14 protein-coding genes and 1 tRNA gene are annotated in these 11956 nt (G+C 56.6%); 6 read left to right on the forward strand and 9 right to left on the reverse strand.

The genetic code is table 11. The features are described from left to right. Positions 1-11 precede the first annotated feature (11 nt). From ACODS3_RS14340 to ACODS3_RS14370, 7 genes are all read right to left on the reverse strand, one after another. Positions 12-1034, reverse strand: coding sequence for an ABC transporter permease (locus ACODS3_RS14340; protein ID WP_201002366.1), 1023 nt, complete (start codon positions 1032-1034; stop codon positions 12-14). Next, positions 1034-2098 carry a microcin C ABC transporter permease YejB gene (locus ACODS3_RS14345; RefSeq protein ID WP_201019649.1) on the reverse strand — a complete coding sequence of 355 codons (1065 nt, stop codon included), beginning with the start codon at positions 2096-2098 and terminating at the stop codon, positions 1034-1036. The genes ACODS3_RS14340 and ACODS3_RS14345 overlap by 1 nt, the downstream gene beginning before the upstream one ends. Continuing rightward, positions 2099-3967: an extracellular solute-binding protein gene (locus ACODS3_RS14350; RefSeq protein WP_489034870.1), complete on the reverse strand. Its 1869-nt coding sequence runs from the start codon at positions 3965-3967 to the stop codon at positions 2099-2101. Positions 3968-4135: 168 nt separating this feature from the next. Next, positions 4136-4480, reverse strand: a complete 345-nt coding sequence (locus ACODS3_RS14355) for a peptidylprolyl isomerase (RefSeq protein WP_268939539.1) — start codon at positions 4478-4480, stop codon at positions 4136-4138. Positions 4481-4500: 20 nt separating this feature from the next. Beyond that, positions 4501-5580 carry a 3-deoxy-7-phosphoheptulonate synthase gene (locus ACODS3_RS14360; protein WP_201019651.1) on the reverse strand — a complete coding sequence of 360 codons (1080 nt, stop codon included), beginning with the start codon at positions 5578-5580 and terminating at the stop codon, positions 4501-4503. A gap of 325 nt (positions 5581-5905) precedes the next feature. After that, positions 5906-6052, reverse strand: coding sequence for a hypothetical protein (locus tag ACODS3_RS14365; RefSeq protein ID WP_201019652.1), 147 nt, complete (start codon positions 6050-6052; stop codon positions 5906-5908). A 232-nt stretch (positions 6053-6284) separates the two neighbouring features. Then, positions 6285-6518: a DNA-binding protein gene (locus ACODS3_RS14370; RefSeq protein ID WP_201019653.1), complete on the reverse strand. Its 234-nt coding sequence runs from the start codon at positions 6516-6518 to the stop codon at positions 6285-6287. Between the two features lie 82 nt (positions 6519-6600). Between ACODS3_RS14370 and ACODS3_RS14375 the strand changes: the two genes are divergently transcribed. From ACODS3_RS14375 to ACODS3_RS14400, 6 genes are all read left to right on the forward strand, one after another. Continuing rightward, the gene (locus ACODS3_RS14375) at positions 6601-6966 is read left to right on the forward strand and encodes a helix-turn-helix domain-containing protein (RefSeq protein WP_201019654.1); all 366 of its coding nucleotides are present in this window, start codon (positions 6601-6603) and stop codon (positions 6964-6966) included. Between the two features lie 257 nt (positions 6967-7223). Further along, the gene (gacA, locus tag ACODS3_RS14380; protein WP_201002380.1) at positions 7224-7868 is read left to right on the forward strand and encodes a response regulator transcription factor GacA; all 645 of its coding nucleotides are present in this window, start codon (positions 7224-7226) and stop codon (positions 7866-7868) included. A 2-nt stretch (positions 7869-7870) separates the two neighbouring features. Continuing rightward, positions 7871-9694 (forward strand): excinuclease ABC subunit UvrC, encoded by a 1824-nt coding sequence (uvrC, locus tag ACODS3_RS14385; protein WP_489034873.1) that lies wholly within the window; start codon positions 7871-7873, stop codon positions 9692-9694. Between the two features lie 32 nt (positions 9695-9726). Then, positions 9727-10287: a CDP-diacylglycerol--glycerol-3-phosphate 3-phosphatidyltransferase gene (gene pgsA, locus ACODS3_RS14390; protein ID WP_201002384.1), complete on the forward strand. Its 561-nt coding sequence runs from the start codon at positions 9727-9729 to the stop codon at positions 10285-10287. A 61-nt stretch (positions 10288-10348) separates the two neighbouring features. Beyond that, positions 10349-10424: transfer RNA gene (locus ACODS3_RS14395), tRNA-Gly, on the forward strand. A 225-nt stretch (positions 10425-10649) separates the two neighbouring features. Beyond that, on the forward strand, positions 10650-10949 hold the full coding sequence (locus ACODS3_RS14400; RefSeq protein ID WP_301279494.1) for an Arm DNA-binding domain-containing protein: 300 nt from the start codon (positions 10650-10652) through the stop codon (positions 10947-10949). Positions 10950-11155: 206 nt separating this feature from the next. Here the strand turns inward: ACODS3_RS14400 and ACODS3_RS14405 are convergent, their stop codons facing one another. Together ACODS3_RS14405 and ACODS3_RS14410 are read right to left on the reverse strand one after the other, a co-directional pair. Continuing rightward, positions 11156-11512 carry a type II toxin-antitoxin system RelE/ParE family toxin gene (locus ACODS3_RS14405; RefSeq protein WP_301279495.1) on the reverse strand — a complete coding sequence of 119 codons (357 nt, stop codon included), beginning with the start codon at positions 11510-11512 and terminating at the stop codon, positions 11156-11158. A 2-nt stretch (positions 11513-11514) separates the two neighbouring features. Next, positions 11515-11805, reverse strand: a complete 291-nt coding sequence (locus ACODS3_RS14410) for a type II toxin-antitoxin system ParD family antitoxin (RefSeq protein WP_301279496.1) — start codon at positions 11803-11805, stop codon at positions 11515-11517. Positions 11806-11956: the final 151 nt, after the last annotated feature.

Below are 11956 nucleotides of genomic sequence, written 5' to 3' on the forward strand. Positions count from 1 at the left end.
AAGATCGAGGATCAAGATCGCGGATCAAACGCATCACGCAGCGCCTCACCAATGAACACCAGCAGCGTCAGGATCAACGCAAGGGCAAAAAAGGCGGTCAGGCCCAGCCAGGGTGCTTGCAGGTTCTGCTTGCCCTGAGCGATCAACTCACCCAGCGAAGCGCTGCCGGCCGGCATGCCAAAGCCCAGGAAATCCAGGGCGGTCAGCGTCGAGATGGCGCCGGTCAGGATAAACGGCAGATAGCTCAGGGTCGCAGTCATGGCGTTGGGCAGGATATGCCGCACAATCACTTTGCGATCACCCAACCCAAGGGCGCGGGCTGCCTTGACGTACTCCAGGTTGCGTCCACGCAGGAACTCGGCGCGCACTACATCCACCAGCGTCAGCCAGGAAAACAGCGCCATGATGCCCAGCAGCCACCAGAAACTGGGCTCGACAAAGCCTGACAGAATGATCAGCAGGTACAGCACCGGCAATCCTGACCAGACTTCCAGCAGGCGCTGGCCGATCAGGTCCACCCAGCCGCCGTAATACCCCTGCAAGGCACCGGCCGCGATACCGATCAGGGCGCTGATGGCGGTCAGAATCAATGCAAACAGAATCGATACCCGCGCCCCGAAAATGACCCGTGCCAATACATCGCGAGCCTGATCATCGGTGCCCAGCCAGTTGTTGCCCGAGGGCGGGCTGGGAGCCGGGGCTGTGAGGTCGTAATTGGGGGTGTCATCACTGAACGGAATCGGTGGAAACACCATCCATCCATTGCCTTTGGCGATAAGTTTTTGGACGTATTCGCTGCGGTAATCGGGCTGGAAGGGCAGCTCTCCGCCGAACTCCTGCTCGCTATAACGCTTGAATACCGGGAAGTAGAGGTCGCCCTGATAGCTCACCACCAGCGGTTTGTCATTGGCGATCAGTTCGCCTCCCAGCGTCAACGCAAACAGCGCGCAAAACAGCCACAGCGACCACCAGCCCCGACGGTTGGCGCGAAAGCGTTCCAGGCGGCGTTGAGCCAGCGGAGAAAGTCTGCGCATCAGGCATTCCTCGCGCTGAAGTCGATTCGCGGGTCGACCAGGGTGTAGCAGATGTCGCCTGCCAGTTTTATCAGCAAACCGAACAGGGTAAAGATGAACAGCGAGCCGAACACCACCGGATAATCCCGCGAAACAGCGGCTTCGTAACTCATGCGCCCCAGGCCATCGAGAGAGAAGATAACCTCGATCAGCAGCGATCCGGCAAAGAACACCGTGATAAATGCCTGTGGGATGCCGGACACCACCAGCAGCATGGCGTTACGAAACACATGGCCATACAGCACGCGCCGTTCGCTCATGCCCTTGGCTCGGGCGGTGGTGACGTACTGGCGGGTGATTTCATTGAGGAAGGCGTTCTTGGTCAGCAGGGTCAGGGTGGCGAACCCGCCGATCACCAGTGCCGATACCGGCAGCACCAGATGCCAGAAGTAGTCGGCAATCTTGCCGAGTGTCGATAGCTGGTCGAATTCATCCGACACCAGGCCTCGTACCGGAAACCAGTGCAGCGAAGTGCCGCCACAGAACACCACGATCAGCAGCATGGCAAACAGAAAGGCCGGTGTGGCGTAGCCGATGATGATGGCGGTGCTGCTCCAGATATCGAACTGGCTGCCGTGCCTGACCGCCTTGCGAATGCCCAGCGGAATCGAGATCAGGTACGTCAGCAGCGTCGCCCAGAGCCCGAGGGAAATGGAAACCGGCATCTTTTGCAGGATCAGGTCGGTCACCGAGGCACCGCGAAAGAAACTGTTGCCGAAATCCAGTCGTGCGTAGTTTTTCAGCATCAGCCATAACCGCTCATGCAGCGGCTTGTCGAAACCGTACTGGCGTTCGATGTCCTTTATCAGCTTGGGATCAAGGCCACGGGACGCTCTTGATTGACCGGTGTTGACCGACTCTGTCGCGCCCGCGCCGACACTGCTGTTACCGATCCCTTGCAGACGGGCTATGGCTTGCTCCACTGGCCCACCGGGCGCGGCCTGCACGATAAAGAAGTTGACCAGCAGAATGCACAACAGCGTGGGAATGATCAGAAGCAGGCGGCGCAGGATATAACCGAGCATTCACTTCATCTCCGAAACAAGGGCTGAAGCGCCGCGTTTTGCTGCAAATTGCTCGTTATTGAGCGGAGTGGGGCTGACTTCCCACCAGGTTTCGATGGCTTCGCTGTTGCTGGCCTGGATTTTCGGGATACCGAAGCGATTCCACCATACGGTCGAGGAGCCTGGCGGGTAATAGTTGGGAATCCAGTAGTAATTCCATTGCAGTACCCGATCAAGGCTGTGGGCATAGTCGGTCATCGTCGCCTTGTCGCCAGCCTTGAGCAGGCCCTCGATCAGGGTGTCCACGGCGGGGTCTTGCAGTGCCATGTAATTGCTGGAGCCTGGATCATTGGCCACCTTGGAGCCAAAGTTGTTGTAGAGGTCCATTCCCGGCGATGTCGAGACCGTGAAGCCGGTGACGATCATGTCGTAATCCCGGGCCATGACGCGGTTCAGATACTGGGCCGCATCGATCCGCCGCACCTCGAAGTGGATACCGATCTGCGCCAGATTGCGCTTGTAAGGCAGCAGCAGACGCTCGAAACCCGGTTGCCCATTGAGGAAGGTGAAGCTGAGCGGCTCGCCCTGGGCGTTGACCAGTTGATCACCCTTGGGTTTCCAGCCAGCTTCCTGCAATAGCGCCAGCGCTTGCAGTTGTTTGTCGCGGATAAAACCTGTGCCATCGGTTTTCGGGTTCTTGAAGACCGTAGTAAAGACTTCGTCGGGAATCGAACCGCGCAAGGGTTCAAGAATCTTCAGTTCAGCGGGTGTCGGTAGTTGCGTGGCTGCCAGTTCCGAGTTCGAGAAATAGCTGTCCTGGCGAATGTACATATTGCGCATCATCTGCCGGTTCGCCCATTCAAAGTCCCAGAGCAGAGACAACGCCTGACGCACGCGACGGTCCTTGAACATCGGGCGGTTGAGGTTGAAGGCAAAGCCTTGCGAACTCTGGACCGCGCCCTTGGCCAGATGCGCCTTTTGTAGAAGACCTTCGCTCAGCGCCGGGCTGTCATAGCGGATTGAGTAACCGGTGGCCGAATATTCACGGTTGTAATCGTAGGCGCCCCCCTTGAGTACTTGCCGCGCTACATCGGTATCGCCGAAATACTCAATGCTGAACCGGTCGAAGTTGTACATGCCTCTGTTGACTGGCAGATCCTTGCCCCACCAGTTCGGGTCGCGCTCGAAGGTGATACTGCGCCCCGGATCGACATGGCTGATCGTATAAGGGCCGCTGCCCGGCGGGATCTCGAAGCCTGCGCCACCGGCAAAGTCACGGGTTTTCCACCAATGCTCGGGAAACACTGGCAACGAGGCCAGATCCAGGGGCAGGGTACGGTTGTCGTTATTCTTGAAGTCAAAGCGAATCCGGTTCCCGGACTCCACTTCCAGGCCTTTTACCGCTTCAAACCGGGTACGGTATTGCAGGCTGCCTTGAGTCATCAGCAGCTCATAGGTGTATTTCACGTCATTGGCTGTGATGGGTGTGCCATCGGCAAAGCGGGCACGTGGGTCAAGATAGAAACGCAAGGACATTCCGTCCTCCAAGCGCTCCATTTTCTGTGCGACCAGCCCGTATACCGTGTAGGGCTCGTCCAGCGATTTGACCGCCAGTGGTGAATACAGCATGCCGTTGATCTGCGAGACGGCCGTGCCTTTGTCAGTGAACGGCATCAAATGGTCGAACTGGCCAATGTCTGTCGCCGAGCGACGCATGCTCCCGCCTTTGGGGGCATCAGGGTTCACGTAGTCGAAATGCTGGAAACCGGCAGGATAGCGCGGCGGTTCGCCATATACGGTCAAGGCATGCTGCGGCTCTGCCCGCACTTGTTGAAGGCCCGTGGCAAGCACCAGCATTGCAGTTGTCAGCGATAGGAAAGCAGAACGCATTACTTGAATCCTGACTGACGTTCACACGCGAACATCAGGGTTGAAGGCATGCGCCAAGGTACCGGATCACAACAGGCTTTGTAACCGTCACTGTCAATAAATACGGGAGTACAAATGAAAACGGCCCATCCGAAGATGAGCCGTTTCATGTGCCTCAGCGAATCAGGATCAGTCCTGACGGCTGGTCACTTCCAGCAGGTGATAACCGAACTGGGTTTTCACTGGACCTTGCACGGTATTGACTGGCGCACTGAATACGACGGTATCGAATTCCTTGACCATCTGGCCTGGACCGAACGACCCCAGGTCGCCGCCTTGACGGCTCGACGGGCAGCTGGAGTTAGCCTTGGCGATTTCAGCGAAATCAGCGCCGCCTTCGATCTGAGCCTTGAGTTCGTTGCATTTCTCTTCGCTCGAAACAAGGATGTGGCGGGCAGTGGCTTTAGCCATGGGAAAGTTTCTCCTGTCAAAAAAAAGAAAGAGCCTACCGGAATCAAGGCTGCATTTCCTGATAAAAGTTCATCGAGAACCGATTACCTGTAGCGCAGCCGGTCCACTGCCTGACGCAACAGGTGCTCGCTACCTTCCCAGCCGAGGCAGCCATCGGTGACTGAAACCCCGTACTGAAGCGTTTCACTCAAAGGCTGGCAGCCATCGAACAAGTGACTTTCCAGCATCATGCCGATCAGCGATTTGTCGCCCTGCAAGCGTTGCTCAAGCACGTCATTGAACACCTGTGGCTGACGCAGCGGGTCTTTACCGCTGTTGGCATGGCTGCAGTCGACCATGATTCTTGAGGCAATGCGGTTCTTCTCAAGGCTGGCGCGTACCTGGGCAACGCTCTGGCTATCGTAATTGGGGCCGCGATGGCCACCGCGCAGGACGATATGGGTGTCCGGGTTGCCCTGAGTCTCGATGATTGCTGGATGGCCGTGGCGATCCATTCCGAAATGGCGATGCGGGTGGGCTGCCGAACGCATTGCGTCACTGGCCACTGCTACGCCGCCATCCGTGCCGTTCTTGAATCCGACTGCCATTGGCAGGCCGCTGGCCATTTCCCGGTGGATCTGCGACTCGGTGGTGCGTGCGCCAACGGCTACCCAACTGAGCAGATCATCGAAGTAGCCAGCGGCCATGGGTTGCAGAATCTCGGTGGCAACCGGCAGGCCCATGAGCAGCATTTCGCGCATCAACTGGCGTGACAGGGTGAGGCCGGCGGCCATGTCATCGCTGCCATCGAGCTGTGGATCGTAGGCAAGGCCTTTCCAGCCTACGGTGGTACGAGGCTTTTCGACGTAGGCGCGCATCACCAGCAGCATCTGATCGCTGACTTCGGCTGACAGGCTGGCCAGGCGTTCGGCGTATTCAAGGGCTGATTGCGGGTCGTGGAGAGAGCAGGGGCCTACGATCACCAGCAGACGGGAATCTTCCCCGGTCAGGATCGAGCGTACGGCACGGCGATGGGCTGCAACCTGTTCGCTCAGGGCGGCGGTCAGTGGCAGACGGCTTTTCAGCTCAATGGTACTGGGCAGGCGCGTTGGGGCGGGCGTGTTGTCGAGCAGGGTGACATTGCTGGACAGGTCGGACGGTTTTACGGCAACGGACGAGTTCATGATCTGGTTTCCTGGGCTGGCGGGCATGTTCCCGCGCAAGACCCTATTGGGGTGTTCGACAATTGGCCTGACTGGCTGTGCGTGTGAGGTTGCCACCTGGCAGTGACCGATCGGAGGCGGCTGGCTGTCCCGAACGGAGATTGCTAAATCGCCAGGCGAAGTCGATGTCGTTGCGGTAATAGAAAGTGGTGTTCATGTCGTATTCCTCAAGTGGATTCAATCGGGCTTTCAATGGCCCAAAAAACAAAACCCCCGGTCGGGTAGCCGACCGGGGGTAGAGAATTCTCTGGTTGGCGTCCCCTGAATCCGGGCGCCTTTTTGGGTATCAGGCGCGCCAGTGGCTAAACCAATACCCGTAATAAACGTTGACCGGCAGGCAGACACCAGCCGAGGCAGTCCGCGCAGCAACGCCTGCTACCGAGCGTTCAACGCTGGCAGAGTGCAGAAGCTGTGATGAGGCGGATTGCAGCATGGTGTGTCTCCGTTAGGTTGGTCGGGAGCTTACCGTAGGCAAATGCTCTGATTCAATTGGAAAATTCAATCAGTTGGATTGATTGCCTGAATTGCTCAGGAGCTTGAGACCATGGAAGGAGGGCACAGCTTTGAATGGCTGTTTTTTCTATCAGCAGGTTTTGTAAGAAAAGTCGACATATACAGTCGGATTGTTGCGTCATCTATTGAAGTTGTTTAGGCGGGAGATATTCTCAATTATCGTTTTCTTGCTCTGTGCCAGTACTCTGCGAGGGGATCACACCTATCTTCATGCCCAGCAAAACCGCCACTTTATGGGCTTCTCCGCGACGACCTTTCTTGCGGCCAGCCAATACCTGGTAAGTCGTTGCCGGATCAATACTGTTTTCCCGAGCAAATTCTTGAACCGATTTTCCCTGTTGTTCTAGCCAAGCCTTGGCTTGTGCAGCGGTACGTATTCCGGGCATAGTTCAAAACCGTTCAAATAAGTTTAATTCTATCTAGATTCTACCATTCGTAAGGATGGGGTCAACAAGGTTACGCATTCAAATGAGTGGAATTGGCTACCGGTTAAGAAAAGAAAGAGAGCGTCTGGGGCTTTCTCAACGCGCCTTCGGTGAAATCGGTGGCGTGGAGGCAAATGCTCAGGGTAAATATGAAAGCGGTGATCGTGCGCCCAAGGCCGACTATCTCGCAGCAGTAGCGGCGAAGGGGGTCGATGTGCTCTACGTATTGACCGGGACGCCCACACCCATTCCGATCGATAACCTCAGCACTGCAGAGGAGAAGGTGTTAGGGAGCTACAGAGCCTTGCACAAGGAGGATCAGGATGCAATAAGCCGGTTGACCATCACTCTGGCCGAGCTATCGGCTTCTTATGGCATTCACAATAAGTCGTTGCCTGACGACCATTGATGGCATATCTGCCAATCAAGCGTTTTTGAGAAAAAACGCTGGTGTCTTAATGGGTTAGTGATAGTTTGTTGACAACGCTATCCACATATCGATACGAGCCGGATCCTGCCTGATATCAGGGGCCGTTGTGATTTCAGCCCGCCTGTACCGCTTCCTGGGTGCGGCTTTACGCTGAAACGGCAACAGGGCCTAGGTCTGACTCATGGTTTTTGTTATGGTGGGTAGCATTCGTTATGACTGTTGTGTGAGGTGTCTGCTTGATTAGGGTGCTAGTTGTCGATGACCATGATCTTGTCCGGACAGGCATTACTCGCATGCTTGCCGACATAGACGGCTTGCAGGTTGTCGGTCAGGCTGACTCTGGTGAAGAGTCCCTGAAGAAAGCCCGGGAGCTCAAACCTGACGTCGTGCTGATGGATGTCAAGATGCCCGGCATCGGAGGCCTTGAAGCGACTCGCAAGTTGCTGCGTAGCCATCCCGAGATCAAGGTCGTGGCCGTGACGGTCTGCGAAGAAGATCCTTTCCCGACGCGCCTTCTCCAGGCCGGTGCCGCAGGCTACATGACCAAAGGCGCCGGGCTTGCGGAAATGGTGCAAGCCATTCGTCTGGTATTTGCCGGGCAGCGCTATATAAGCCCGCAGATCGCCCAGCAACTGGCATTGAAGTCCTTCCAGCCGCAAGAGAACAATTCACCGTTCGATCTGCTTTCCGAGCGTGAGATCCAGATTGCCCTGATGATCGTTGGCTGTCAGAAGGTCCAGACCATCTCCGACAAGCTATGCTTGTCACCCAAGACCGTTAATACCTACCGTTACCGGATTTTCGAGAAGCTTTCGATCAGCAGTGATGTCGAACTCGCTTTACTGGCTGTACGTCACGGCATGGTTGATGCCAGCGCCTGAACATGACCCAATCGTTTGATCCAAGCGCGTTTCTTGCGACATGCAGTGGCCGCCCTGGCGTGTATCGCATGTTCGATATTCATGCCCAGCTTCTTTATGTCGGAAAGGCCAAGAACCTCAAGAAGCGCCTGGCCAGCTATTTTCGCAAGACAGGCCTTGCGCCCAAGACAAACGCTCTGGTCGCTCGCATCGCCCAGATCGAAACCACCATCACGGCCAATGAAACCGAAGCGCTGCTGCTGGAGCAGACCCTCATCAAGGAATGGCGGCCTCCATACAACATCCTGCTGCGCGACGATAAATCCTACCCTTACGTCTTTCTGTCCGATGGTGCATTCCCTCGTTTCAGTATTCATCGGGGCGCAAAAAAGGCCAAAGGGCGGTATTTCGGCCCTTATCCAAGCCCGGGGGCGATTCGTGAAAGCCTGAGCCTGCTGCAAAAGACGTTTCTGGTTCGTCAGTGTGAAGACAGCTACTTCAAGAATCGCAATCGTCCCTGCCTGCAATATCAGATCAAACGCTGCAAAGGGCCTTGTGTAGGGCTTGTGGAACCAGAGGTTTACGCCGAGGACGTACGCCATTCGGTCATGTTTCTTGAAGGCCGCAGCAATGCCCTGACCGATGAGCTGAACGAGTCGATGGAAAAGGCCGCCATGGCCCTTGAGTTCGAGCGGGCAGCCGAGTTGCGTGATCAGGTGGCCTTGCTGCGTCGGGTTCAGGATCAGCAAAGCATGGAAGGCGGAACCGGTGACGTGGACGTGGTGGCTGCGTTCGTCAACCCTGGTGGTGCCTGTGTGCATTTGATCAGTGTGCGCGGCGGACGTGTGCTTGGCAGCAAGAACTTCTTCCCGCAGGTGGGTATAGAAGAGGAGGTCGGAGAGGTCATGTCGGCCTTCCTGGCGCAGTACTTTCTCGGCGGTGTCGATCGTGAGTTGCCCGTCGAGGTGATCGTCAATGTGGTCCACGAGGACTTCCCGACACTGATCGATGCCATCGAAGAGTCCCGTGGCCGCGAGATGACCATCAGCCACAGGGTTCGTGGCACCCGTGCGCGCTGGCAGCAACTGGCAGTGACCAATGCCGAACAGGCCTTGAGCGCACGTCTGGCCAATCGTCAGCATGTGGCCTCGCGGTTCGAGGCGCTGGCGCAGGTCCTCAAGCTCGATGAGCCGCCTCAGCGGCTGGAATGCTATGACATCAGTCATTCCAGCGGCGAAGCGACCGTGGCGTCCTGTGTGGTCTTTGGTCCTGAAGGGCCTATCAAGTCCGATTACCGGCGTTACAACATTGAAGGCGTCACGGCAGGCGATGACTATGCCGCCATGCATCAAGCCTTGACCCGGCGCTTCAGCAAGATCAAGGATGGAGAGGGCAAGTTGCCCGATATCCTGCTGGTCGACGGCGGCAAGGGGCAATTGTCCATGGCTCGCGATGTACTGAATGAGCTGGCGGTTCCTGATCTGATACTGCTCGGCGTTGCCAAGGGCACGACCCGCAAGGCCGGGTTCGAGACCTTGTACCTCAATGATGCTGCTCATGAGTTCACATTGCCGGGCGATTCGCCAGCCTTGCACCTGATCCAGCAGATCCGCGACGAGGCTCACCGTTTCGCCATTACCGGACACCGGGCGCGACGCGGCAAGACACGCCGTACTTCGACCCTCGAAGGCGTGGCAGGCGTTGGGCCTACAAGGCGTCGCGATCTGCTCAAACACTTCGGTGGATTGCAGGAATTGGCCCGCGCCAGCATCGATGAAATAGCAAAAGCACCCGGAATTAGCAAAAAGCTGGCAGAGTCGATTTATGCAAACCTGCACAGCGAGTAGAATGCCCGCTCACCTCGTAGCCAGTTGTGCCGATGAATATCCCTAATCTGATTACCGTTCTGCGTGTTTTACTGATCCCGATCTTCATTCTGTTGTTCTATTTGCCCTACCACTGGAGCTATATGGCGGCCAGTAGCGTGTTCGCATTTGCCGCAGCGACTGACTGGCTCGACGGCTATCTGGCGCGTCGTCTCGAACAAAGCACGCCATTTGGCGCCTTTCTCGATCCGGTGGCAGACAAGTTGATGGTGGCGGTTGCACTGGTGCTGCTGGTTCAGACTCACGCCAACCTGTGGCTGACCCTGCCGGCTGCCGTCATCATCGGTCGCGAGATCGTGATCTCGGCACTGCGCGAATGGATGGCCGAAATAGGGGCCCGCGCCCAGGTGGCCGTTTCCAACATGGGCAAGTGGAAAACGGCTGCCCAGATGCTGGCGCTGGTCATTCTCCTGGCCAACCCGCCGGCCTTCGCTTTCTGGGTCATCGTCGGTTATGCATTGCTGCTGATCGCGGCAGGGCTGACGTTGTGGTCGATGGTGCAGTACCTGAGAGCCGCCTGGCCTCATTTGAAGACCACCGCAGAAAAGAAATAACTTTTTTGAATCAAGGGCTTGACGAATAAACGCCAGCGTATAGAATGGCGGCCATCACCAAGCGGGAATAGCTCAGTTGGTAGAGCACGACCTTGCCAAGGTCGGGGTCGCGAGTTCGAGTCTCGTTTCCCGCTCCAATTATTGTTCTACGGGTTTCTATTGAGATCTGTAGAGACTTAAAAAAGAGGCTTAGGCCTCTTTTTTAGTTCCAGTAAGCTCCACTCGAAAACACTGCCATCCACGTTTTCTTAGTACATTTTTTAGTACATTAATCCGGCGCTTGGTAGATCACTTTTTCGTGGGACTCGCCTCTCTGGAAACCGTACAAATCTCCTCCATCCAAACGAGACGGAGATTGTACGATGGCTCTCACCGATACCTCGGTCCGACACGCCAAACCCCGTGCTAAGGACTACACCCTCCCTGACTACAACGGCCTCGCCCTTTTCGTGAATACGAAAGGCGCCAAGTGCTGGCACTTCCGCTTTTCCTGGGCGGATAAGCAACCCCGTATTTCTCTCGGTACCTATCCTGAAATTAGCTTACGAGATGCTCGTGCTCTGCGTGATGTTGCGAGGGCGCTGATCACTAGGGGCATCGATCCGCGTGTCCATCGACAGCTGGAGCGTAATGTCAGGCGCTTGGTCACGGAAAACGCCTAAGAAGCGGTTGTTCAGCATTGAAAGTGGTACGCAAGTTGAACATCGTGTTTCTGGTCGCGGGCCTCGATAGCTCTATCGGGCCAGAACCTCCCGCTTCAATTAGCCGCCGAGTCGGCTGACAGCGAGGGTGCTCAGGTTGCGATGTTGAGGCGGGCGCCTCACCTTCGCTATTCATGGCCAGTTAAGCCGTTGGGCCAGGTCGGTGATCAGTCATTAGGCAAGTGCAACTGCACTTCCATGGCGTCATGAAGGAGCCTTACGACCTCGATCACGTCGTCGTTTGCCACACGATAAAACACGATATGACGTGGGCTTTTGACCGTCCCATGGGGGTGTTTGGCCTGCTGGCGTGAATAGATGAGGTGATAGCTGCGAAGGCCCGGTGCAAGCTCATCGCGGTCGTGGCTGCCAATGCGATAAGGTGTGCCGGCAATCGCTTGCAGCGCCGCGAGGATCAGCGCCTGGTAGCGCTGGCGTGCTTGATCGCCGAACTGCGTCTGGGAGAGCCTGAGGATGTCGACAATGTCGGCGCGCGCCGCGTTGGAAATCCGATACTGCGACATGCTCAGTGTTTCTCTCTCGCGGGGATCGTTGCCTCCAGGCTCAAGCCCTCGAGGTAGTGCTCCAGATCCCCTTCGTTCATCTGAGTAAAGCGCCCGTGCTCAAGGTCCATGATGCCGATCGAGGTCGCCTGACGCAGGGCCTCAATTTTGGCGGTGTCTTCGGCTACGCGCTGTTCCAATAGGCGCAAACCTTCTCGCATCACTTCGCTGGCATTCTGATAACGGCCGGACTGCACCAAGTCCTGGATAACCTGTTCCTGGTGAGGGGTGAGCACAACGTTTCGCGTCGCCATAATTAGCTCCAGCTCTGGGCAAACAGGGTCTCTCGACCATTGGCATATTATGCCATTTTACCTGCGAACACATCGTTTGGGATTTGTATCTGACGGACTGTGTCGTACGGGGTCATCCTTCGCGCCGAACAGCGCGTGCTAACCCGGACTG

Source organism: Pseudomonas sp. FG43 (assembly GCF_057809175.1).

Coding starts and splice junctions, on each gene's coding strand:
- ACODS3_RS14340 (WP_201002366.1), bottom strand. CDS start 1,034: ATGCGCAGACTTTCTCCGCTGGCTCAACGCCGCCTGGAACGCTTTCGC.
- ACODS3_RS14345 (WP_201019649.1), bottom strand. CDS start 2,098: ATGCTCGGTTATATCCTGCGCCGCCTGCTTCTGATCATTCCCACGCTG.
- ACODS3_RS14350 (WP_489034870.1), bottom strand. CDS start 3,967: ATGCGTTCTGCTTTCCTATCGCTGACAACTGCAATGCTGGTGCTTGCC.
- ACODS3_RS14360 (WP_201019651.1), bottom strand. CDS start 5,580: ATGAACTCGTCCGTTGCCGTAAAACCGTCCGACCTGTCCAGCAATGTC.
- ACODS3_RS14365 (WP_201019652.1), bottom strand. CDS start 6,052: ATGCTGCAATCCGCCTCATCACAGCTTCTGCACTCTGCCAGCGTTGAA.
- ACODS3_RS14370 (WP_201019653.1), bottom strand. CDS start 6,518: ATGCCCGGAATACGTACCGCTGCACAAGCCAAGGCTTGGCTAGAACAA.
- ACODS3_RS14375 (WP_201019654.1), top strand. CDS start 6,601: ATGAGTGGAATTGGCTACCGGTTAAGAAAAGAAAGAGAGCGTCTGGGG.
- uvrC (WP_489034873.1), top strand. CDS start 7,871: ATGACCCAATCGTTTGATCCAAGCGCGTTTCTTGCGACATGCAGTGGC.
- pgsA (WP_201002384.1), top strand. CDS start 9,727: ATGAATATCCCTAATCTGATTACCGTTCTGCGTGTTTTACTGATCCCG.
- ACODS3_RS14400 (WP_301279494.1), top strand. CDS start 10,650: ATGGCTCTCACCGATACCTCGGTCCGACACGCCAAACCCCGTGCTAAG.
- ACODS3_RS14405 (WP_301279495.1), bottom strand. CDS start 11,512: ATGTCGCAGTATCGGATTTCCAACGCGGCGCGCGCCGACATTGTCGAC.
- ACODS3_RS14410 (WP_301279496.1), bottom strand. CDS start 11,805: ATGGCGACGCGAAACGTTGTGCTCACCCCTCACCAGGAACAGGTTATC.